24 protein-coding genes are annotated in these 23,125 nt (G+C 45.6%); 16 read left to right on the top strand and 8 right to left on the bottom strand.

The genetic code is table 11. From position 1 onward, the window contains the following. Window positions 1-18: 18 nt before the first annotated feature. From B5G10_RS06210 to B5G10_RS06195, 4 genes are read right to left on the bottom strand one after another with little or no spacing between them, the layout of a single operon-like run. The gene (locus B5G10_RS06210; protein WP_087423867.1) at window positions 19-942 is read right to left on the bottom strand and encodes a hypothetical protein; all 924 of its coding nucleotides are present in this window, start codon (window positions 940-942) and stop codon (window positions 19-21) included. Then, a complete protein-coding gene (locus tag B5G10_RS06205; RefSeq protein ID WP_087423866.1) occupies window positions 939-1,493 on the bottom strand; it encodes a hypothetical protein in 555 nt (184 codons plus the stop codon). Before B5G10_RS06205 ends, B5G10_RS06210 begins: the two co-directional genes overlap by 4 nt. 7 nt (window positions 1,494-1,500) lie before the next feature. Then, entirely contained in the window at window positions 1,501-2,121 is a 621-nt protein-coding gene (locus B5G10_RS06200; RefSeq protein WP_087423865.1) for a DUF3226 domain-containing protein, read from the bottom strand. Between the two features lies 1 nt (window position 2,122). Next, entirely contained in the window at window positions 2,123-3,157 is a 1,035-nt protein-coding gene (locus B5G10_RS06195; RefSeq protein ID WP_087423864.1) for an AAA family ATPase, read from the bottom strand. Between the two features lie 447 nt (window positions 3,158-3,604). Between B5G10_RS06195 and B5G10_RS06190 the strand changes: the two genes are divergently transcribed. Then, window positions 3,605-4,651 (top strand): T9SS type A sorting domain-containing protein, encoded by a 1,047-nt coding sequence (locus B5G10_RS06190; protein WP_087423863.1) that lies wholly within the window; start codon window positions 3,605-3,607, stop codon window positions 4,649-4,651. A gap of 98 nt (window positions 4,652-4,749) precedes the next feature. On the opposite strand, the gene B5G10_RS06185 is transcribed toward B5G10_RS06190, so the two are convergent. Beyond that, complete coding sequence (locus tag B5G10_RS06185) at window positions 4,750-5,010, bottom strand: thioredoxin family protein (RefSeq protein ID WP_087423862.1); 261 nt, start codon at window positions 5,008-5,010, stop codon at window positions 4,750-4,752. 536 nt (window positions 5,011-5,546) lie between these two features. On the opposite strand from B5G10_RS06185, the gene B5G10_RS06180 reads away from it, so the two are divergent. The 6 genes from B5G10_RS06180 (at window position 5,547) to B5G10_RS06155 (ending at window position 9,549) form a co-directional block, all read left to right on the top strand. Continuing rightward, window positions 5,547-5,756 (top strand): hypothetical protein, encoded by a 210-nt coding sequence (locus tag B5G10_RS06180; RefSeq protein ID WP_087423883.1) that lies wholly within the window; start codon window positions 5,547-5,549, stop codon window positions 5,754-5,756. A gap of 130 nt (window positions 5,757-5,886) precedes the next feature. Next, window positions 5,887-6,429: a hypothetical protein gene (locus tag B5G10_RS06175; protein ID WP_143241081.1), complete on the top strand. Its 543-nt coding sequence runs from the start codon at window positions 5,887-5,889 to the stop codon at window positions 6,427-6,429. 9 nt (window positions 6,430-6,438) lie between these two features. Next, window positions 6,439-7,275 carry a CsgG/HfaB family protein gene (locus B5G10_RS06170; protein ID WP_087423860.1) on the top strand — a complete coding sequence of 279 codons (837 nt, stop codon included), beginning with the start codon at window positions 6,439-6,441 and terminating at the stop codon, window positions 7,273-7,275. After that, the gene (locus tag B5G10_RS06165; RefSeq protein ID WP_087423859.1) at window positions 7,272-7,727 is read left to right on the top strand and encodes a hypothetical protein; all 456 of its coding nucleotides are present in this window, start codon (window positions 7,272-7,274) and stop codon (window positions 7,725-7,727) included. Before B5G10_RS06170 ends, B5G10_RS06165 begins: the two co-directional genes overlap by 4 nt. Before the next feature lie 60 nt (window positions 7,728-7,787). After that, window positions 7,788-8,609, top strand: coding sequence for a DUF6175 family protein (locus tag B5G10_RS06160; RefSeq protein WP_232214001.1), 822 nt, complete (start codon window positions 7,788-7,790; stop codon window positions 8,607-8,609). Window positions 8,610-8,616: 7 nt separating this feature from the next. Beyond that, window positions 8,617-9,549: a hypothetical protein gene (locus tag B5G10_RS06155; protein ID WP_143241080.1), complete on the top strand. Its 933-nt coding sequence runs from the start codon at window positions 8,617-8,619 to the stop codon at window positions 9,547-9,549. A 146-nt stretch (window positions 9,550-9,695) separates the two neighbouring features. Here the strand turns inward: B5G10_RS06155 and B5G10_RS06150 are convergent, their stop codons facing one another. Then, on the bottom strand, window positions 9,696-10,241 hold the full coding sequence (locus tag B5G10_RS06150) for a nitroreductase family protein (RefSeq protein ID WP_087423857.1): 546 nt from the start codon (window positions 10,239-10,241) through the stop codon (window positions 9,696-9,698). A 6-nt stretch (window positions 10,242-10,247) separates the two neighbouring features. Continuing rightward, window positions 10,248-10,856, bottom strand: a complete 609-nt coding sequence (locus B5G10_RS06145; RefSeq protein WP_087423856.1) for a riboflavin synthase — start codon at window positions 10,854-10,856, stop codon at window positions 10,248-10,250. Window positions 10,857-10,983: 127 nt separating this feature from the next. Here B5G10_RS06145 and B5G10_RS06140 point away from each other — a divergent pair, with 127 nt between their 5' ends. The 4 genes from B5G10_RS06140 (at window position 10,984) to B5G10_RS06125 (ending at window position 14,549) form a co-directional block, all read left to right on the top strand. After that, the gene (locus tag B5G10_RS06140; protein WP_087423855.1) at window positions 10,984-12,567 is read left to right on the top strand and encodes a DUF4435 domain-containing protein; all 1,584 of its coding nucleotides are present in this window, start codon (window positions 10,984-10,986) and stop codon (window positions 12,565-12,567) included. Continuing rightward, window positions 12,564-13,451, top strand: coding sequence for a 1,4-dihydroxy-2-naphthoate polyprenyltransferase (locus tag B5G10_RS06135; RefSeq protein ID WP_087423854.1), 888 nt, complete (start codon window positions 12,564-12,566; stop codon window positions 13,449-13,451). The genes B5G10_RS06140 and B5G10_RS06135 overlap by 4 nt, the downstream gene beginning before the upstream one ends. Then, the gene (locus tag B5G10_RS06130) at window positions 13,448-13,987 is read left to right on the top strand and encodes a hypothetical protein (RefSeq protein WP_087423853.1); all 540 of its coding nucleotides are present in this window, start codon (window positions 13,448-13,450) and stop codon (window positions 13,985-13,987) included. The genes B5G10_RS06135 and B5G10_RS06130 overlap by 4 nt, the downstream gene beginning before the upstream one ends. A 136-nt stretch (window positions 13,988-14,123) precedes the next feature. Beyond that, entirely contained in the window at window positions 14,124-14,549 is a 426-nt protein-coding gene (locus B5G10_RS06125) for an Hsp20/alpha crystallin family protein (RefSeq protein WP_087423852.1), read from the top strand. A gap of 119 nt (window positions 14,550-14,668) precedes the next feature. On the opposite strand, the gene B5G10_RS06120 is transcribed toward B5G10_RS06125, so the two are convergent. Beyond that, complete coding sequence (locus tag B5G10_RS06120; protein WP_241147726.1) at window positions 14,669-15,802, bottom strand: glycosyltransferase; 1,134 nt, start codon at window positions 15,800-15,802, stop codon at window positions 14,669-14,671. A gap of 320 nt (window positions 15,803-16,122) precedes the next feature. Between B5G10_RS06120 and B5G10_RS06115 the strand changes: the two genes are divergently transcribed. The 5 genes from B5G10_RS06115 (at window position 16,123) to B5G10_RS06095 (ending at window position 23,120) form a co-directional block, all read left to right on the top strand. Continuing rightward, the gene (locus tag B5G10_RS06115; RefSeq protein ID WP_087423851.1) at window positions 16,123-16,920 is read left to right on the top strand and encodes a polysaccharide biosynthesis/export family protein; all 798 of its coding nucleotides are present in this window, start codon (window positions 16,123-16,125) and stop codon (window positions 16,918-16,920) included. A gap of 13 nt (window positions 16,921-16,933) precedes the next feature. Continuing rightward, window positions 16,934-19,252, top strand: coding sequence for a tyrosine-protein kinase (locus B5G10_RS06110; protein ID WP_087423850.1), 2,319 nt, complete (start codon window positions 16,934-16,936; stop codon window positions 19,250-19,252). A gap of 101 nt (window positions 19,253-19,353) precedes the next feature. Then, complete coding sequence (locus B5G10_RS06105; RefSeq protein ID WP_143241079.1) at window positions 19,354-20,532, top strand: hypothetical protein; 1,179 nt, start codon at window positions 19,354-19,356, stop codon at window positions 20,530-20,532. After that, a complete protein-coding gene (locus tag B5G10_RS06100) occupies window positions 20,529-21,950 on the top strand; it encodes a lipopolysaccharide biosynthesis protein (RefSeq protein WP_087423848.1) in 1,422 nt (473 codons plus the stop codon). The genes B5G10_RS06105 and B5G10_RS06100 overlap by 4 nt, the downstream gene beginning before the upstream one ends. A 60-nt stretch (window positions 21,951-22,010) precedes the next feature. Further along, entirely contained in the window at window positions 22,011-23,120 is a 1,110-nt protein-coding gene (locus B5G10_RS06095; RefSeq protein WP_143241078.1) for a glycosyltransferase family 4 protein, read from the top strand. The last annotated feature ends 5 nt before the right edge of the window (window positions 23,121-23,125 follow it).

The raw sequence follows: 23,125 nt of genomic DNA, 5'->3' as shown, positions 1-23,125 counted from the left end.
TTCATAAATATAATTTCCTTATTCTATTTCTTGGATTTGAAGAAGTTCATAGGTTACTTTCGACTTTCCATGAGTTGGAATTTTTTTATATTCTTTCATTACCAATTTACACTTTGTATTTGTATAACGACGAGCATATTCAGCTAATTGTTCATCATCTAAATCTTCTGCGGTACTTCCTATTCGTCTATGACCTTCATTATCCACAAACTCGAATGTTCCAGAATCAGTAAATATTCCAGATAAAAGAGCCTCCATTGTTATATATGTTTCTGTAATATTTGACTGTTTCACCCTGCTATATCCTATCTGTAATTCAGTTTTTGATAATTCCGTATGATTCATTCCCGATTCCATTCTCAATATATTACTTGTTTCAGAAACCGTTTTATAGAAATTTCTCAGATATGTAACAGTTCTTGGAGATTCATTTTTTAAAACATCATCCAAATGCTCCTCATCTTTAGCAGCCAAATCTATCAAACTAATAACTTCTCCTATCGCCTGTGATGCATTTTGCTCCGAAAACAGATCATTTCTAGCCCATCCCATTTCATAACCAAAAGAACCATGTAAAATATTGGATATGTACATTTTACCTTTTCTTAGCCCCTTAATTTTACCTCGTTCTGATTGATTAAGTTTTCCACTAATTATTTCTGTATATTTGGTAGCTATCATATTGGATAAAATAACGGATGTTTTAGAAGCAAAATCCGAAAATATACCCATAGAACCATATACAGCCTCTCCTCCAAACCACAATTTTAAAGATGTATCAAAATATTCAACAGCATCTATCGAATTTAATTCAGTTTGTATACATTCAATACGTTTCTCTAATGAAACCCGCATTAACGGACTGTCAATATTCAGCTTTAAAACTTCTTCCATTTCTGCTAACTGACGTTTAAGCCATATATATTCTGAATATGTTTTCATAAGCTCAATGAGTTTAAAAAGTCCATAGCCATTAAGTCCTTTGTATTATCTTGATACAATGGAATCTCAAGCATCCCTTTCCAAACACCATAACGATTATGGCTAAAAAGTTGAAGCCAATATTGGGTGTTTCTAACAGCAGCTGTTGGCGTACTAATGTCTATTATATAATGGTCTACATGATATTTTTGTTTAGAAGCTATACAATTTACAAAGTCAGGAAAAGCGACTAATATTGCCTGCTGAACGGGTTGTGGCATATTTACAAATGTTACGACATCAATATCATTAGGCTCTACATTTTCTCTTTTCAACTTGTCCTCAACAAAACTCCCATCAATCCATTGTATTGTATTATATATACCATGGGTGTACGCTTCCAATCTAAATTGTATAAATCCTTTCAGAATATCAACTCTAGAGCGTGTTGTACCAAAATGTTTACACAAATCTAAAATATCCGTACGATATGGAGATTGCGCAACAGGAAGAGCTGGATTATCTCCAATATAAGGCGGAAGCACATAGTTATGGTTAAAAGGAGGTATCAATTTTATACTATTTAATATTATTAGTTAAAAAATCTTTCAAAGGTTGTAAGGTTACTGCATTCAAATCCCAATAATTGATATTGTCAAATAACCAATTTCCAGTCCCCAATTTTCTTCGCAATTTATTACTCAACTTTTGGGCATTAATATAGGTATGCAACTTTCCTTTTAAATTAGGAGTATTGTATAATGGCTGCCCTAATTTATCTTTTACACCTGAAACACATTTCTCATAATCCTCAAAACAATCAAAAAAAACTTGGTGCAAATCACGCCGAGCAGCAGATTCCATTAAAGTCTCTACTTCTCCATCATCAGTATTGTTTGGATAGATGAAGTATGGTACAGAAAGTTTTAGTATCTGCAACTTATTATCTATATCTGCTTTACGCTTTGCGAACCCATATCCTTTGGCAACAGTATCTGCGTCTATTAAAATAAGCACTTGTTCTCCAACAGCTTGAGCTTGAGAAATCTGATTGATATTTGTTTCATTAAAAAGGTTACCGATTCCTCCAATGCATATAAAATCGATGTCCTTTGTAGGAAAATGCATATCTATAAATGCTTTAAGGAAATTGTACTCTGGTGTTGTTTTATCCTCGGCTTCTATGAAAATTTTAGTCATATTACCTTATTTCAATTTCTTGGTTAATAGAATAATCTAGACTTTCTAAAGAATAGTGATATGCCTTTAATTCATCATCATCTGTTTTCAATAGTTTAAAGGTCGCAACAATATCTTTATAATTTTCAAGTGCAGCATCTCGTAACCCTTTTATAGAGTCAACATCGTGAGTTGTTATAAACAATTGGGTATTGTTCCTAATAGCTGCATTGATAAGGACTTTCCATAAACTACACATTACAGAATAATGAAAACCGTTACTAATCTCATCAACAAGTAAAGCACCATCCTTGCAATCATATACAGCAGTTAGAAGAGAGACAATCTTTCTTGCACCATCTCCCATCATATTTACAGGAATACGCCTTGAAAGACCAACGTCAACAAGCATCTCCTTGTCTGTAAAAATAAAGTCTTTTACACGAGGTTCTATCAATTGAAGACCTTCTACAATAAAATGCTCATCTTTATTTTGAAGAATATTTTTTAATCCTTGTATTGATGCACTAAAATCATATTTAGGACTTAAATATGTACATCGTAATGATTCGACATATTGTTTCGATACAATACGTGTTGCATCAGTTGAATTTGCAGAATCAAAACGTAACTGTGATTCAAAACATTTTTCATCAATCTTAAAATTAAATTTTAATCCATATTTCCCCTCTTCAACATTCGAAAGAATATTTGTATCATCAGCATTTAAAGATATGTTACTTTGATTTTGTTCAAAGAGCCTTATCTTCAAATCACGTTTTTCCTTGTTTTCTACTCGAATATGGATAGGTTGGCTTGATTCTAAATTATAGAAATCTAATTTAAGATCATTCAAACGGGCTTTGTTATAACCACGCATAAAGTTCACATGGATAGGTAACAATGGATTTGATAATCCACTAGCTAAAAACAACGATTCCAACAATGAAGACTTTCCACAATTATTCTTTCCAAAGAAAAGATTAATCTGTTTGAAGCCTTCTATAGAAGCATACTTTATACCTCTGAATCGTTCTATTTCGATTTTATTAAACATTGTTTCTGCAGTTATTCCATTCCAAATTCGTATACAAAGTTACAAAAATATCTAGAATAAAATTGTGTCCTGCATAGTTTTTTATATAAGAAGGTCATTCTTGATAAAATTGCACTATATAATTTTATGCGGGAAAAATGAATTCTCAAAAAATACCTATAATCAAAGTGAAAGGACAGATAGGTAGAAACATTTCTATTAAAATATTTAAGAAACTTCATCAAAACACAAATTAATAAATATAACACTTCATTTTAATACATAAATTATGATAGTTTTAGTATCTTTGCAACAAGAAACTTCCACGTAAAATTGTGCAAAATACAGCAAGCTTCAGGTGGAGCAATAGCGGGAGATTACTTCTTTAGCTAAAAGATACATCAAAGATATTCAGCCACTTATCGTTAAATTACGATTCCTGGTGGAAACAATGCCTATATCTTTGGCGTGGGTTCCGAATCGAGCTGGGGCACCTGGAAGTTGAACGGTGTGGCCAATCTTTTTGAGAAGCCCAGCAGTCCTTATCTGATTAACAGCATTTGGGCCTTGTGTGTAAACGTAGATCCCAAAACCGACACACAGTTGGCACTGACTATCTATCGCTCCGAAAACGGTTCGTCCAAAGAGGCAATTGCTACGGCCGTGTGCAAGAGCAGTGATATCCAGTTGCGCCAAACCGATCCCTCCTCGGGTATCAGCATGTATTCTGCACCATTTGTATTTGAGCAGCCGGTAGAGATTGATGACGAGATTTTGGTCTCCATTCGCAATTTCAACAACGACAACTTCAACTCCATCGGGTTCTGCTACCAGTACAACAATCACGACAACAACAAGAACTATGCCTATGTGCATCTGCTTCAGGCACAAAACTCCAATGGGTCTGAGTATGAGTATGCATTGCCCGCACTGTTCAGCGATTTGAACACGTCGTTCTTTATCAACATGGATGTCACCTGTCCCTATTTGTCGGTAGTCAATCCCGGCAATCGCTTTGAGGTGCTGGCCGATGGTGGCAAACAGACCTTCACCATCGACAGCTATTTCCCTGCCGACAGCCTGAAGTTCAACAACCTGCCGTCGTGGATAAAACGAGGCGAACTCACGCAAAATGCCGAGGGTAAATATCTCTTGGATGTCGAGGTGGATCCGCTCCCGGCCGACAAGGAGAAGCGAACCTATCAGCTCAACATTTCGGGGCCGGCCTGTAAGACATCCATTACCGTGGTTCAGGCAAAAGAGTTCAGCGGTATAACCGAGACTGAAGCCGAGGCAGGCGCCAAGTTGGTATCGAGCAACGATGCCGAATGGCAGTTCTCGGTCAATCCACAAAGCTATACTCGCTATGAATTGTTCGATGTTTCGGGGCGGCACATAGAGTCGGGCCACATTGCCGACAGTTACTTGACTATCGACAAAGGCAACCTCTCACGGGGTATCTATGTGATTCAGTTCACGGGATATGGTAAGGCCCAAATAAAACTTGTGAAATAGAGCCCTCTGTTGAAAATACAGTAAACCTTTATAATTAGTGCCCCAAAAGTCATTCAAAATGCTTTTGGGGCGCTGCTTTTTCTACGGTGAGATACCGCTTATGCCTCCAGAGCCTTTTTGAAGATAGCCTCCACCTCGTTGGGGAAGATGCCACCCTCGTGAACCTTTTCGTCGCCTATGTAGAAGGTGGGTACATAGTAGTAGTCATATTGGTCGGCGATATCGGGATGCTCGGTCTCTTCGATAGTTTCGATAACGATATCTTTGTATTCGGGCCGTTTCTTCAGTTCATCGATATAGCTGAATGCCCGTTTGCAGAAGGGGCAGCGTGTTTGGTAGAAAAGTTTAATCGGTTTCATTGCATCAATGTATTGGTTTTTTGTCGGAACAAATATACGGTATAATTGTTCTTTTTCCTGGATTCAGTCGAGTATTATTACATGCTGTACTCTCTTTTTACGATATATTATTATGGAGAAGGGAGTAGTATGGCTTGATAGAGGCCGATGAAAAGTGGGAACGAAAACCGTTTGTATCTGCGATTCTGCATCAATGAGAACTGTCGGAGAGGAGAAAAGAAAAAGTTATCTATCCCGATAGTTTTGAATGATAACTTTTTTCCTATTTTTGCAAGAAGATTGGCAAAGTTCAATCAATGACATATTAATAAGAAGCGTTATGCTTATCTTGTAGTTTGAAAACGTAGGAAATTTTCTAAACGAGATACAAGGTTAGGCATAGTGGTTCTCACGCATCATGGCGTGGGCTGCTATCTCATATCTGTATCTCGGGTTTTTCCTACGGCCTTCAAACTGCGGTATGAGTATTCAGTTCCACGCTTTGGTGTATATATAACTTCTTAGGAGGGACGATAAGAAGATTTTTTTTGAAGGCCATGAAACCGATAGGGGAACTTATTCAGGAGCGGTTGAAAGCCGAGGAGCGCAGTGTCGCCTGGTTTGCCCGCAAGTTGTCTTGCAGCCGTGCCAATGTATATAAGATATTCCGCAAGGAGTATATCGATACCGAATTGCTTACGCGCATTTCGCGAATACTGGACTATGACTTTTTTCAGTATTTCTCCGATCATTTGAAAGAGGAGTGAGGAGACCGGGGGTGACACTATTGACAAAAAAAAGGATACAGAAGTGTCGATGAATAGGAACTCGCTATTCATAGGAATAGTAGTCGATTTTAGATTTCTTTGCATAATAAATTTTTAATTAAATTGTATTATGAAAAAATTATTATGGATTATCCCTGCTCTTTTTCTGTTGATGGGAAATGTAGCAAACGCTCAGACTAAAGAAGAGATGGAGGCATCTCAAGCACGTTATGAGAAATTGGTTAAACTGTGCAAGAAAGAACCTAAAAAGACCAATATCCCGGAGGTCGATACCTATGTGACGAGTGTCTATACGTCGGCTGTTGCTGCGGCTGCTACAACCGAACAGTTGCAAGGCTTGTATTACCGACAGATAGGGGAATCGAAAGATGGGGTTACAGATGTGACGGTAAAGAAGCCTACTCTTGAAGAGTTGACCAGTCTCAGTGCGACGATTGCTGCGCAAGCTGTTTCGATTACGGGTGCAGCCAAGTCGGCCGAAGCCGCCGTGCAGGCTTCCAAGGGAGAAAAGAATCCGATGAAAGCAGCCAAGATAGCTGCAGCTTTGGCCTTTACAAAAGATGCTTATCCTATTCTTGTAGAGGAGTCGGCTTTGCAGACAAAGGCAATTGCCGAGATGATAGAAACGGCTAAAACATCGGATAACTTATAGGGTAGGAACATGAAAAGATGTTTTTGGTCCTTGATGATGTTTGTGTGTGGGATTTGTGCCTATGCACAAACATCATCAGATATCAGGCCCGTTGTCGGGGTTGCCCAGTTTACTTGCGAAACCGATAGCAAGTATGCCGGGTTGGTGACGGAGAAGGTTGTCGAGATGCTCACGAATACCAAGCGTTTCCAAGTAGTGGATCGCACTAGTCACGACAAAATCAAGGAGGAGCTGGAGCTTCAGAAGAGCGAGGCTTTTCTGGATAGCAAGAATCTTGTGGAACAGGATATTGCTGTCGCTGCCGAAAAGTTGATAACGGGGCATATCAATAAGATACCTATTTATGCCATGAAGAATGCCAATGGCAGTATAAAAGGATATAAAGGGAGCGTTTCGTTCCAGATGAAGGTAGTCGATGTCGCTACCGGATTGAGTACCGAAGCTGTTAGTTTTGAAGGAAAAGCCAGCGACCTGATGCTTTCGCCCGAGAGTGCGGTGAACCAGGCCATGCAGTCTCTTCAAGATGAGATTTATGAGTATTTCAAGAAAAATTTCCCCATTTCGGGAAAGATTATCAAGGTGCTGAAAGAGAAGAAGAATAAGGCCGAGGTAGTCTTGCTCAATGTTGGGAAAAAGCAGGGCGTGAGCCAGGGCGACCGGTTTGCCGTGCAATATGTCGAGATGCTCGAGGGTGAGCCTTATCCCGTAGATTTGGGTGAGATCGAGGTCGTTAAACTGTCGGGTGAGGCTTTCTCGGAATGTAAGGTACCCTCGAAAATGGGCGAAGAGCTGGCCTCCCGATTGGCTTCGAATGCGAATGTCGTTTGTAAAATGATTATCAAATGAGACTGATAGTACGAAATCTTTTATTGCTTCTCTCGTTGATTGTTGCCTTTGGATTGAGAGGGCAAGACAAAGTCACTTATGTATCCGATGGGACCGGAACCATCTCTTTGCGCGTACTTTCGTATGGAAAGAAAAGCAAAGAGGCAATGAATAATGCCGAGAAAGTGGCTATACAGACGATTCTGTTCCGGGGTATTCCGGGCTCGAATCAGGTAGAGTATCCCTTGGTCGGGGTCAATGAAAAGGCTATTCAAGAGCAGCATGGAGCTTATTTTAAGGAGCTGTTTGATAAAGAGCGCTATCATAGTTTTATAATATCGAATGTCCCTATCTCCCAGTTTGAGAAGGATGCTACCAAAAAGAAACGGATAATCGTGGATGTGAAGGTGAATATTAGAGCCTTGCGCCTCGATTTGGAGCAGAATGGGATTGTAAGAAAGTTTGGATTCTAAGTATTGAGTATGAAAAAGAGTATATTATCTGTGCTATTTTGTTGCATGAGTGTCCTTGGTATGTGGGCACAAGATGTAGTCACGGTACAACCTAAAATCATGGTCATCCCTTACACCAAGGCGGGTGAGGATATACGCACTATCCTGGAGCAGGATGTCAACAAGCGCATAACGTTGGCAAAGATAAAGGAGGCCTTTGACAGCAGGGGATTTACCACGGTCGATTTTACCGCGAGACTCAAGGCGGCCTCGCAAAGTGCTGTCTTCAAAGAGGAGAATCAGAGCGATTTGAAAGCACAATTGATAGAGCTGTCGGGTGCCGATATCTATGTAGAGGCCGAGATGGATATCTTGTTGTCCAATACGGGAAATTCGGTGAAGGTCATTGTCTCGGCCTATGATATTTCGACAGGAGCTTCTTTGGCCAATAAGGTGGGAGAGAGCGGTAAGTTCTATACCGACGATATCGGCAAACTGGCCAGCAAGGCCATCGAGTCGTGTGCCGAAGAGTTCCTCAATACGATTCAAATGAAGTTCAATGATATCGTCGAGAACGGACGCTCGGTGATGATTAACTTCGGTTTCGATCAGAACTCGGCCTATTCCATGTCTTCCGAAGTGGGGAATCAGGGATTGCAGCTCTCCGATGAAATAGAGTTGTGGATGGAGGAGCACGCCTACAAAAACAATTATCATATCCAGGGCACTACCGATACGCAGATGATATTCGATGAGGTTCGTATTCCGCTTAAGGATCCCAAGAATCAGTCGAATTACAATCCCAACAAATTTGGGTTGGAGATATTTAAGTTCATGCGCTCGCTTGGGTTGCAGATACAACGAGATATCAAGGGGACCACGATTTATATAACCATTATGTAGTTTTGCGATGAAAGCACGCATCCTGTCTCTTATATTATTGGGGTATTCTCTCATCGGTTTTGCCCAGCAACAAGACAATAGCATTGTAATTGGAATTGTACTTCCCGAGCAGCAGGCAGATATTAATGCTAAATCATTCAAGCTGTTGGAGACCAAGCTGAAATCTGTAGCTGCTCGGAATGGAATTTTTTCCGATTCGTATGGCTCTTTTGTCATGTATCCCCAAATCAATATTATCGATAATGCGCTTGTCGAGGGGGGACTGAAGAATATAAACATCGTCGAGTTGGAGATGACTCTTTTTGTAAAACAGTTTGACACGAATGTGGGTTTTGGCAGTTGCTCGAAAACCCTGAAGGGTAGCGGCAACACAATCTCCGATGCGGTGAAAAACGCCTTCTCCAAGATTTCACCCAACGATAATACGTATGCCTATTTCTTTACCGATGTCAAGGACAAGATAAAGCAGTATTATCGTGAAAACAAGGAGAAGATGATAAAGAGTGCCCGGACTATGGCTGCGCAGCAGCAGTATGAACAGGCCTTCGCTTTACTCATGACCTATCCGTCGTCGATGGAGGGGAGCGATGAGGTGCAGGATGTAGCGATTGAAATTTACAAGAAATATCAAGACGCTACCTGTTCGGCCAAGATTGCTCAGGCTCGGGGTTCCATCTCTACACAGGACTATGAGGCTGCCATCGACATCCTGGCCACCGTCGATAGCGAGTCGGCCTGTCATGAAGAGTCGTTGAAACTGATCGAGCAGATTGGTGCGGAAATTCGGGATGAGCAGAAACGAGAACTCGAAATGCAGAATAAACTCATTGACAATGCCATGACTCTCGAGAGTAAACGCATAGATGCGATTCGGGAGATAGGGGTCGAGTATGCTAAGAATCATCAGCCGCGCATAACCTATACGCAGATTATAAAATAGCTGTCGTGGCGCCGGTATGTGTGGCGGCCGGGCTATTCATGGGAAGATCGATTTTAGTATAAAATCGAGCAGCCGGGTAGGAGGGGAGTCCTGCTCGGCTGCATTTTTTTTCTTTAGTGGATAGATGTGTTGTGAGGCGGGTGCAATCAGTATTTGTTATACGAAATCACCTCGCTGGCCGGTTTGCGTTTCTTCTCGCGCAAGGGTTGGGTGGAGTATCCCAGCACGATGTCGAGCAGTACACGTTTCTTGTCGGGGATATGGAGCAGACGGCGCACGGCCTTCTCGTCGAACCACCCGAGTATGCAACTGCCCAGTCCTTCGGCGGTGGCTGCGAGGGTGATGTGGGCGGCGGCGATGCCAATGTCGAGCAGCGGAAACTGTTTGTCCTTGATAATGCCGCCGATACCCGCGGTGAAGTTGGGCCGTTCCTCCACTACCAGTATGTGTACAGGGGCCTGTTTGGTAAAGTGGTTCATGCCCAGCAGACGGCTGGCTACGGCATCGGCCACCTGGTTGCGCAATTCGGGATCATCGACCACGATAAAGTGCCACGGCTGGGCGTTGCAGGCCGAGGGGGCCAGGCGGGCGGCCTCGACGATGCGGGCAACCTTCTCGGGCTCGACCGGACGGTTGGGGTCGTACTGGCGGTCGCTCTGCCGGTGGGCTATGAGTTCATAGATATCGTTCATGGCGGGTTAGGCTTTTTCGAAGTGCATGATGCGGCTGATGTATTTGCCTATGATGTCGAACTCGAGGTTGACGATGCTGCCTACTTCGATCTGGTAGAAGTTGGTGTGCTCATAGGTATAGGGGATGATAGCCACCTGGAAACTGTTGTCCTGCGAGTTGCACACGGTGAGGCTCACGCCGTTGACCGTGACCGAACCCTTCTCGACAGTCATGTAGCCTTTGGCGGCCATCTTGGGATCGAGGTCATAGACAAACGTGTAGTAGCGGCTGCCATCGACCAGATCTATCTTTTCGCAGCGGGCCGTCTGGTCCACATGGCCTTGCACGATGTGGCCGTCGAGGCGGCCGTTCATGAGCATGCTGCGCTCGAGGTTCACCTTGTCGCCCACCTTGAGCGAGCCCAGATTGGTGCGGTCGAGAGTCTCCTGTATGGCGGTGACAGTGTAGCAGTCGCCGTCGATATCGACCACGGTGAGGCATACGCCGTTGTGTGCGACGCTTTGGTCTATTTTCAATTCGTGAGTAAACGAGCTTTTGAGAGTGAGATGCAAATTGCCGTTATCGTGGGTGAGAGCTACGATAGGAGCGGCTTCTTCGACAATTCCTGAAAACATAATCTTTTGGGGTTAGCAGTTACAAATAGTTCCCAAAAATAGAAAAATAGTTCGGTATCTTGTGCCGATTATTCCCGAAAATAGTTATTTTTGAGAAAGGATTTCTATAACGTTAAAAAGTGCTACCATGGAAATACTGCTCCCGAAAAAAAACAACAGTTCGCCGGGCGAAAAGTTGTCGTCGCGAACTGTGACGGTGATTGGTGCCAATGGTGCGGGCAAGAGCCGTTTTGGCCTGGAGATAGCCCGCCAGATCAAGGAGCACGCTTTTTGGCTTTCGGCGCAGAAGGCGCTGTGTCTCATGCCGCCGCACGAGGTGTGGCCAGGCTCTATCGAGGCGCAATACAAAGAGGCCATCGAGCGTTCGCACTATGTTTCGAAAGAGACTCCTACCGAGTTTGACCAACTGCTTTATTTGTTGTTGAGCGAGGAGTTTCGCAACTTGTTTAACTACAAATTTGAGGTCCAGAATGGAGGTCATGTCGAGCTGCCTCGCACCCGCCTCGACCGGGCACAGCAGTTGTGGGAACGCATCTTTCCCAAGAACAAGATGTTGCGGGCCGAGGGTAAGCTGCTTATCCAGAGCGAAGACTCCGAACCCTTTAATCCCTTGCGGTTGAGCTCGGGCGAGAAGGCGGTGCTGTACTACATTGCCGGCGTGCTCTATGCCATGCCCGATGCCGTGATTCTCGTCGAGGATCCCGAGTTTTATCTGCATCACTCCATTTTGAAATCGTTGTGGGATTCCATTGAGAGTCTGCGCAAGGATTGTACCTTTGTCTATCTCACGCACGACATCGACTTTGCCGCGTCGCGGGTCGAGAGCACCTGTATTTGGGTGCGTTCGTTCGATGCCGAGCATATGACCTGGGACTACGAGTTTATCCACGACGACGACTCCTTCCCCGAGGGCATGTATCTCGATATCCTGGGTAGCCGCAAGCCGGTACTCTTTATCGAGGGAGCCGCTACGGGCAGCATCGACGTGAAGCTCTATCCCTATATTTTCCCCGAGTATATCGTGAAGCCGCTGGGGGGCTGCAACAAGGTAATCGAGGCGACCCGGGCCTTTGCCGATTTGAAGGAGATACATCACCTCGAATCGCGAGGCATTGTTGATCGCGACCGTCGCACCGATCGCGAAGTCGAATATTTGCGTAGTCGTCACATCTATGTGCCCGAGGTGGCTGAGGTCGAGAATCTGCTGATGCTCGAGGGGGTAATCAGGGCTGTGGCCCGCCGCATGAAACGCAACGAGAACAAGGTGTTTGAGATTGTGAAAAACAACGTTATCCAACTCTTTGCACAAGAGATCGAGTCGCAGGCCCTGCTGCATACGCGGCACCGCATACGGCGTAATCTGGAGTACAAGATCGACCGGCGCTTCAACGACATATCGGCATTTGAAGACCATATAGGTCACTTGACCGACGATACCGATGTGCGAGGGCTCTACAACAGCATTTGCAGTCAGTTCCGTTCCTATGTCAAGAGTCGAGACTATCGGGCGGTGCTGAAAGTCTATAACCAAAAATCGATGGTCACCAACAGCAATGTGTGCAACTTGTGCGGGTTGGCCAATAAAGACAAGTATCTGCGGGTAATCCTCACGATTTTGAGGGACGACCGCCCCGAAGCCGACAGCATACGCCGTGCGATACGGGCTTGTTTCAAAATCGATGAGAAAGAAGAAAAAGAAGAAAAGAAATGATTAAAAGTTGGATTTCGGCGGCCCGTCCCCGCACCTTGCCGGCATCGGCAAGCCCGGTAATAGCCGCCTCGGCATACGCATTTTACGACGGCTCCTTTCGATGGGCACCGGCACTGCTGTGTCTGTTGTTTGCCCTGTTGGCACAGATTGCCTCGAACATGGCCAACGACTATTTCGATTTCGTCAAAGGGGGCGATACGGCTCAGCGGGTAGGCCCCCGCAGGGCGGTCGCTTCGGGCGACATCTCGCCCCGGGCCATGCTTGTGGGTACCTTTGTGGTACTGGGGCTGGCCTGTGTGGTGGGGCTGGGACTTGTCTTTTTTGCCGGGTGGCAGCTGATACCGGTGGGCGTGGTCATAGCCCTGTTTGCCCTGGCCTATACGGCGGGTCCTTATCCGCTGGCTTATCACGGGTTGGGCGATGCCACGGTTTTTCTCTTCTTCGGGTTGATAGCCGTCAACTTCACCTACTATGTGCAGGCGTTGCATTTCGATACGATGGTATTGCTCCTCTCCATGGCCATGGGGTTGCTCTCGATCAATATCTTGTTGGTGAACAACTATCGCGATATGGAGGAGGATGCCGCGGCCAACAAGCGCACGACGGTGGTTCTCTTCGGCCGGCCCTTTGCCCGCTGGTGGTATCTGGTGAATGGTTTCCTGGCCGTGGGGCTGGTGTTGCCTTCGCTGCTTCCGCTCGGCCCCTATTACGAGGGGCTTGTGCCTGTGGTACTGTATCTGTTTCTGCACTTGGGAACCTGGGTGGAGATGGGGCGTCGCAGCGGAGTGGCCTTGAACCCGCTGTTGGGCGGGACGGCACGTAATCTGCTCGTCTTTACGTTGCTGGTCTCGATGGTGTGGATATGCAAAGCCTTGATGTTATGAGAAAGATCTTGATACTCACACTCCTCGGGGTAGGGCTGGCGATGGGGCCGTTGTGGAGTCAGTCGTCGGGCATCATGCCCCGCAAGAGTGCGACGGTGCGAATCCCGGTACAGTGCTTGACCGGGCCGTCGGGTGAGACTGTCGCTACTCCCGTAGAACGGGAGCCGGTGGTCACGACCGATTCGGTGGAGGCCGTTCGCCCGGCTTTTTCGCCGACAGCCGTCGATATGCTGGCTTTCGACAAGCGCATGAGCGATACTCGTGAGAGTTTCCTCCTGCGCAACAATTCGCCTTATCACCTCTCGCGGGTGGTGCTCAAACTCGTTTATCGGGCTCCCGACGGGCAGATGATTGACTATCGCACCTGTACGGTCGAGTGTGATTTGCTGCCTGGATCTACGCGCAAATGCGAGATCGACAGCTTCGACCGTTCGCGCAACTACTATCATGTCGATTCCCCGCCGGCACGGGTATCGGGGCGTCCCTTCAAGGTGAGTTACCAGGTGCTGCGTTACGATGTGGTGGTGGAGCCATAACGCTTTTTGTACTTTTCTCGCCAACTTTAACGCCCTGCATCTGAGCCAAAGGGCAGACCTCCTTGTTGTTATGGGTGGACGACGGGAAATCCTCGTCGTTGACTAACGTATAAAACTTATTTAGGAGGAAAAGATTATGACACCTGCAAAGCATCAGCAAAACTGGCTCCCCAGTATTTTCAACGACTTTTTCGGGAACGAATGGATTGCCAAGACCAACAGTGCCGCTCCGGCCATCAATATTGTGGAGACCGAAAAGGAGTATGAAGTAGAGATTGCCGCACCCGGCATTACCAAAGACGATTTTGAAATTACGGTCGATAAGGACAACCACCTGGTAGTCACCGTCGAGCGCAAGCAAGAAGAGGACGAGAAGGACAAGAAGGGGCGTTATCTGCGTCGCGAATTCTCTTACTCGCAGTTCCAGCAAACGCTCATTTTGCCCGATAATGTCAATACCGACGCCATCGAGGCTTGTCAGAACAATGGGGTATTGACGGTGAAGATTCCCAAAAAGACCATGCCTGCCGTCTCGGAGAAAAAGAAAATTGCTGTCAAATAAAACCTTTATAAAGTCTCCGGTAGAGAAGAGGTCGTGTCACGGTTGTGGCGCGACCTTTTTCGTATCGAGCAGAAGATGCGCTTTCGCCGTAGGCCTTTGTCCGCACCATATCGGGCCGCTTATCGCCACGTGAAATTCTTCTTCCGTGAGGCCGACCCTATGATGTTGAAATAGAGATTTACCCACGGTTGCAGAAACGAGAAGAGCGGGAGGGCGAAAAAGAGTCGGGGCGAGTGTAGTATTTTGGCTGCGCGTCGGTAAATCACAGCTTTGACGGTAAAGATCGACAGAGCCGGTACCAAAGCTACAATCACGAGAAGCCAGTTGTACAGGATACCCCATACCAACAGAAAAATAAACAGGAGGTTAAAGGCATAGTCACACACCTTGCCGAGACCAAATATGGCTTTGGCTGCCGTGTGCAGATACTTCGAGGTGAAGTCGTATTGCAGTTTCAACTCCTTCCAGGCTTCGTAGTTGTCGTCGTAGCTGGCAGTCATTTGAGCCGCCTCAGAGAGTTCGACCCGAGTATTCTCACGATTGGCTATTTCGTTGATAAACAGGTCGTCGTCGCCATAGTGCAGATGCAGGTATTTCGAGAATCCCTTGTTCTCGAAGAAGAGAGCTTTGCGGTAGGCCAGGTTGGAACTCTCGCCCATGAAGGGCCGACCAATGAGGGCAAACGAGAGATAACGCAGGGTAAAGAGCAGTTTGTCGTAGGAGCAATACCAAAACGACAGCCGTTCTCTCTTCTTGCGGGCCATGGCCGTGTAGCCCAGCACGATGTCGGTGCCGGTGACGAAGTTGCGGGCGATGGTCGCCAGCCACTGGTTACCCGACGGGCAACAGTTGGCGTTGGTAAATACCACGATGTCGTATTGGGCAGCCTTCACACCCAGGGTGAGGGCCAGCTTTTTGTGGCTCAGGTTGCGCGACCCCTCGGGCACATAGGTGTGATACAGGTTGTCGTACTGGGTTTCGAGCGAGGCCAGAATGTCTTTCGAGTCGTCGGTCGAGTCGTCGTTGACCACAATCACCTCGAATTGCGGATAGTCCTGATTCAAGATGCGGGGCATGAACTGGATGAGGTTTTCGGCATCGTTTTGGGCATAGACGATGACCGATAGAGGAGGACGTTCCGAGGAATAGTCGGTTTTCCCCTTTTCACTTTTCTTGTAGAAACGGAACGGACGATCAAACAGGTAAAACTGATATACCAGTTCGATAATCCAGAACAAAACAAATATCCCCATTCCATATATTTCGGGGGTAGAGAAATCCCAAGAAAAGTTCAAGTTCATAATGTATATCAAAAAGTGTTACAAACGTACATAAACTTTTTCAAACAAGGCGCCCTCTGGCTCGTTTAAATCTATCTTTTTTATGAGATGTCGGTCGAGGAGCTTGTATTAAACGACTGTGAGCAAGATGGTTTCGAAACAGGTGAAAAATTATATGCAAAAAACTGCAATAAAAGCATCAAAAGTTGAGGCGTAGCATATAATAAAAGGGGCTATCCTATCGTTATAAATTAGAATTATACCGGGCCAATCTGGTAGGAAAAAATAGTGTAATGAAAATAAACCAGTTAAGTATCTTGGCATTGTTGTTACTCGTGACTTCATGCGCTACCAACAAAGCAACGTATTTCGAAAATTTGGATGTCGAACAGATGAGCGGTCAGGTCGATGTGGGCAATTATGAATTGCGCATAGCCCCCGACGATATGCTCTCCATTACGGTTTCGTCGGTAGTCCCCGATGCGGCATCTCCCTATAATCTGCCGGCGGTTTCCTACTCCGAGCCCGGGAAGCAGGAACTCACCATTGTTCCCAACCTGCAAGTATATACCGTGAGCCGCGAAGGCAATATCGATTTCCCTATTGTCGGGCGTATTCATGCGGCCGGTCTCACTCGTACCGAGTTGGCCAATTATATCGAGGATAAGATACGTCCCGAGTTGAAAGACCCCTTTGTGTTGGTCCAGTTTATGAATTTCAAGGTTGTGGTGCTGGGCGAGGTGAAGTATCCGGGTCAAATCAAGGTACAGACCGAGCGGGTGTCGATACTCGATGCCATTGGTGCGGCCGGCGACTTGACCATCTATGGCGAGCGTACCAATGTATTGCTGATACGCGAGGAGAACGGTAAGCGCATCTATCACCGTTTCGACTTGACTGACAAGTCCCTGTTCGAATCGCCCTATTTCTACTTGAAACAAAATGATGTAGTTTATGTGATGCCCAATAAGGCTCAACGCAACAACTCGAATTATAACCAGTTGGCTTCGTATCGTATATCGGTGGCAGGAACTATTGTGAGTGCTATCTCGGTGTTGGCGTCGTTGGCCATAGCTCTGTTTATCAAATAAGAAAAAGCTGTTTATGGAAGAAAATTATACCTCCGAAAGAAGAAACGATAGTGTCGATGTATTAGCCTTGTGGCGTGCTGCCCGTAAGAGATGGTATCTCTTTGCCGGGTCGGTGTTTATTTGTGTGGTTCTGGTAGCTTGTTATTTGAAGATTGCCAAGCCTCAGTATGCAATTTCGGCCGATATTCTTGTCAATGAGGACGATAAGCAGGGTGGGGGCGGAGCTCTCTCTTCGCTGGTAGGCGATGTGACGGGAGGAGGATTCTCGTTGGATGGCATGATTGGCGGTGGTTCGGTAAACGACGAGATTCTGGTTATCTCGTCTCATACCATCATTCGCGAGATGGTGCAACGCCTCGAATTGAACAAAATCTATACGAGCAAGAAAAATTTCTTCAACAAGGTCGAGTATTATGGCAATTCACCGATTACGGTCGATGTACCCGAGTCGATGTTGGATACCCTGGTTTCGGGGTTTGTGGTAAAGGTACAGACCAACAAGGGCAGCGATAAAATCAAAGTACTCTTGAAACAGGGCTTCTTTACGACACTGGCCGAGACCGAAGCAACCTCTTTCCCCATAAGAGTCGATTATGGTGAGGGCATCGTTATCGACACGACTCGCTATTACAATCCGGATAAGAAATTGCGTTTTGTAGCTCATATCAATGGCTATGATACCCAGACGGAACTCCTGGAGAAACGTCTCGAAATCGATTTGTCGGACAAAAAAGCCAATGGTATCTCTCTAAAAATCAAAGATTCGAACCGTAAACGGGGCCAAGACATCCTCGATACCCTCATCGAATGTTACAACGAGGATGCCGTATTGAACAAAAACTTGAAGGCACAAAACATGCTTTCGTTCATCGACGACCGTCTGGCTACGGTCGAGAATGAACTTCATGAGGCCGAGCGCGTCATCGAGCAGTACAAGCGAGAAAACGACCTCTCGGATATCGACACCGAGGCCAAGATTATTCTCGAGGCGAACAGTGAGTATCGCAAACTGTTGCTCGAGGCCGAGACTCAATATTCGATAATCTCGATGGTAGATAGTTTCATGAACAGTCCCGAGAATAAATATTCGCTGGTTCCTATTACCACCGGTTTGCCCGACAGGGGTGCTGCCGAGGCAATCAACGAGTACAACAAGCTGTTGTTGGAACGTATGCGTCTGTTGCGCACCGCCAAGGATTCCAACCTTTCGTTGCGTACCCTCACGGCACAGATCGATGCCATGCGCGACAATATCCTCAATACGGTATCCAAAGCCAAGGAGAGTTCGGAGATTGCCCGGGCCGACTTGAGAAAACAGGAGGTCGATTTCAGAAACCGACTTCGTGGCTTCCCCGAGCAGGAGCGCGCCTATATGGATATCAAGCGTAACCAGATGATCAAAAACGAACTCTATACCTTCTTGATGAAGCGACGTGAGGAGAGCGCCATGACTTTGGCCTCTACCTCGCCCAAGTGCCGCATTGTCAACGCTGCATACAGCAAGAACAAACCGGTGGCGCCACAGTCGCTGTTGCTCCTGGCCATTGCCTTCGGAATAGGATTGATATTGCCTGTCTTCTATCTGTATGGGAAGACCATCTTCTCGGTTAAGTTTGCCTCGCGCAACGATTTGCGCCGTTTGACCAACTTGCCCATTGCCGGTGAGATAGGACACAATGCATTGCCCGACTCTCTCGTGATGAAAAACAACAGTCACCAGCCGGTGGCCGAGATGTTCCGTCTGTTGCGCTCCAACTTGCAGTTTATCCTGCCCGGTAGCGATACCCGGGTATTGCTGGTGACCTCGTCCGAGCCGGGCGAAGGCAAATCGTTTGTCAGTCTCAACCTGGCCTATGCCATTGCCATGACCGGCAAGCGCACCCTGTTGATTGACTTGGATTTGCGCAGTCCGCAAATAGCCAACTATCTGGGACTTTCGTCACAGACCGGGTTTACCAACTATTTGATTTCCAAGAACGGTATGGACGAGTCGTCGTTGATTTTGTCGCAGACCGAGTCGCTCGACGTCATTACCTCGGGGCCCGTGCCACCCAACCCGTCGGAGTTACTGTTGTCGAGCCGTTTGGATGATCTGATTGCCGGTCTGCGAGCCAAATATGATTGCATTATTGTCGATACGGCACCGGTAGAGCGGGTATCCGACACCTTCTCGCTGACACGTTTTGCCGATGCTACACTCTATGTTTGTCGAGCCAACTATACGCCTAAGAACAGCGTGTTCAATGCAATGGATTATGCCGCAGAAGGTTCTTTGAAAAATGTCATATTTGTATTGAACGACACAGAAATAAAACATACTTACGGTTATTAAGAGAAACATACGAGAAGAGGATAGCAATGGTTTCCTTGAATAAAATATTCTATGGACTGTTTGTTTTGATGCTTATTGTCGGGGTTTATACCTATCAGTTGATGTGGTTTAAAAGCTCCGACGAGCTCATTACATTGTTGCTGGCCTTGTTGTGTATGATCGATATTTTAGGCAATCATAATCATCAGCGCTACAAAGGTCTCTTCTTTGTTGTTGGAGTGATGCTCTTTTATGTACTCTATTCCCTTGTTTTTGTCCATTACAATACGGCAAAGGCAATCATGTACGACTTTTTTATTCAACTCAAGCCTTTCATTGCCTTTTATGTCGCTTATTCCATGGGGGTGCGATTCGATGCTTCACAGAAACGGTTCCTGAAGCGGCTGAGTATTGTGCTCAGTGTCATTATGTTTGTTATTATTGCAGCCGGATTTGGCGAGGTGGCGTTTTTCCATGTGGCTTATTTTGGTATTATCAGTACAATATTATTCCTCATCTATTACTATTGTACCTGTCAAAACCAGACCCGTAAAGACCGAATTATTATGCTGCTGATGCTTGCCGTTGGATTGTTCAGTACTCGTGCTAAGTTTTACGGATTTTTTGTGGTGGCGATTTATATACTTTTTATGTATAAACCAGGAATCCTGTCGAGGGTCAAACTTAAACAGTGGCTCATGATGGTGGTTGTCTTCTGTGCCGTGTTGTATGTGGCTTGGGGGAAAATAAATTACTATTTCATTTCGTCGGGATTTTTTTCGGGGGCGGAGGATATGGACGATTCCTTTGCTCGGGCCGTACTCTATGTGCGTTCGCCTCAAGTGTTTATCGATCATCCCTTTTTGGGATCGGGCTTGGCCTCCTATGCCACTTTTTCGTCGGGTATAGTAAGTTATTCGCAGTTGTACAAAGAGTATGGTATCGACGAGGTTTGGGGATTGTTGGAGGATGATTGTCCTTTTGTTTCCGATACCTATTTCCCCGAGCTGGTTCAGTTTGGTCTGGTGGGAATTATTTTATTTTTCTATTTCTGGATATGGGTATATAGAAAAATAAAACCCAGTGTAATAGACTCCTATGCTATCTCTCTTTATAAGGGTGGGATACTTATTGTCTTGTTCCTCGCTATCGAGTCGATAGCTGGTAGTGTCTTTTTGCAAGGCTCGGGTATTGTAGCCATGATATTGTTGGGATTTATAGTTAGGGATATCTCGGTAATCAAGGAGCGCCATGCGCTGGCCGAGAAGCAGGCAAAGACCGAAAGGCAGATAGAAGTATGAGCAGAGGTGCGAAGTTTATCAACGATATATTTATCTATGCCATAGGGAATTTGGGCTCCAAGCTCATTACCTTCCTGCTGGTACCTCTATATACCTATTTCATTTCGCCCGACGATTTCGGATACTACGATATTGTGCTCACGCTTACGTTTCTGGCTATGGGGTTCATTACCTTCCAGCTGCGCGATGGTACCTTCAGGTTCTTGCTTGATAACGAGGATGAATATACTCGCAAGAGTGTTGTGTCGTTTTCGTATAAATTACTGAGTCAGTCGTCTCTGGTAGTTTTGGTAGCAGGCATTGTCTTCTCCTTTTTTTACGAGATACGTGATTGGGGATGGATTATTGCCTTTGTCATTACTCTTTCGCTGTATGAGGTCGAAATACAGATTGTGCGAGGATTGGGTCGCAATAAGCAGTTCGTTTTTGCGGGTATTCTCACCGCTTTCCAGATAGGGTTGTACAGCCTGATTTTCGTAGCCTGGCTGAAGATGGGTATTGGTGGAATCTTCTGTTCAAACATATTGGCTCGATTGGTTTCAATGATTGTTATCGAATTGCAGACACGGGTATTCAAACGCTATTTTGTGGCCAATTTCAAAGATAAGGCTCTGAATAGGGCTCTTTTGAAATATTCGTTGCCGTTGCTTCCCAATGCCATTTGTTGGTGGCTGTTGGGTAGTTCGTGCCGATTGTTTATCGAGCGTTTTTTGGGTTTGGAGGCCAATGGTATTTTTGCCGTGGGTATGAAATTCTCGACCATACTTGAGACATTCTCGGTTATCGTTTATCAAGCTTGGCAGGAGACGGCAATCAAACAGTACAAGGCTCCTGACAGGGAGAAGTTTTTCTCTCGTATATTCAATACATACACGGTGATACTTACCGTGTTGGCTTTGGTTTTTGTCTTTGTGCTGAAACTCAATTATTCATGGCTGGTCGATGCTCGTTATCAAGATAGCCTGCAATATCTATACCCGATGTTTGTCTCGGTTATTTGCTTTGCCTTGGCGTCGTTCTACGATTTGGGGTATCAGTGTTCCAAACAGACTGTTCGCAACCTGCCAGGAGTCATCATTACCACCATGCTGAATCTGGTCATGAACTATCTCTTTATCGGGCTGTGGGGTATTTGGGGTATTGTACTCTCGTCGATACTTTCCTACCTGTTTATGTTGGGATTCAGAATGATCGATACCTGGAAGTTCTTCCCCGTGAGAGTATCGCTTGAAATTGTGTACCCTATCTTGTTCCTGTTGGGTGGAGCCGTGGTCTTTTATAAAGTTGATTCGGCTGTTGGTCAGATAGGGTATGTGGGGAGCGTGATTATCCTCAGCTACTTGATTCAGCCCAAAAAGGTGAAACAGGAGATTGGTGAGAAGTTGCGAGGATATGCCAGAAAAAGAATAGACAGTTGATATTAAGGCTATGCCTATTTGTCTTCTTTCACTATCTTTGTATTTCGAAATAGAAGCCATATGAAAATCATAGTAATCAATCCTATACTTTTCACGCATGAGAATGGGGTTATACCTCGTGTAAAATCGATAAAAGAGACGATGATATACGATTTGTGTATGGCCTATCTTCGAGCCGAGCACGAAGTTACATTGATTGCTGCGGCCGATTATGCACCTGAAAAGGAAGAATCGTATGAGATAAAAGTTGTTTTTTTGAAATCGGTGTGGCGACGTATATTCCAGCCCAGTGTGTTGCCTTTTATGCCGGGGGTATGGAGCTATTTACGCAAGCGTCGGCGCGAGGTCGATATGGTGTTGACGAGCGAGATTTTCTCCGTTTCTTCATTGATGGCTTCGCTTGTATTACCTCATAAAACGGTCGTATGGCAGGAACTGGGAGCTCACAACCGCAAGATGAAATCGATACCCTCTCATGTGTGGTATAATGTGATAGCCCGCTTATTGATGCGCAGGGTGTGGGTGATACCTCGGTCGTATGTTGCACAGCGTTTTATCGGGCGATACATGCCACGAGTGAGTGAGCCTGTTGGGCATGGAATCGTGGTAGGGCAGACCGATCTCCCGACGGTTAAGAAAAAACAGTTGCTTACGGTAGGACGTCTTTTTTGGGAGAAAAATGTGATTTCGGTCATTCGCAAGTTCGTCGCTTTCCTGTCGAAATATCCACAGTATAGCGACTATATATTGTATGTCGCAGGCGATGGGGCTTTGCGAAACGATTATGCCCGACAGATTGCAGATATGGGACGTGAGAAGCAGATTGTTCTGTTGGGGAAACTTCCTCATGAAGAGCTTTTCCGCTATTACCGAGAGTCAAAGGCTTCGCTTTTCGATTCGTTGCGTGAACTCAATATGTTGGCCCTCATGGAGTCGGTTGCTTTATCGACTCCGGTTGTGACCAATCGGGTACCGTTCGATAGCGAAGTCGTGGAGAAGGAGCAATTGGGCATTGCTCGAGACAACTGGAATGAAGATGATATAGCTCGGGTGATAGAGCAGAATGATTTTTATGTCGAGAATTGTAAAAACTATGCGCCTTTGATTACAGTCGATGCCGTGGCCCGGCGTCTTGTCGAGTCGTTTGAGGAGGCTTCGCGAAAGAAATAGAGAAA

It is taken from the genome of Barnesiella sp. An55 (assembly GCF_002161555.1).
In the GTDB taxonomy this organism is placed as follows: Bacteria; Bacteroidota; Bacteroidia; order Bacteroidales; family Barnesiellaceae; genus Barnesiella; species Barnesiella merdipullorum.
Note: the sequence above shows the minus strand (reverse complement) of the source record. Positions and strands in the feature narration are given on the sequence as shown.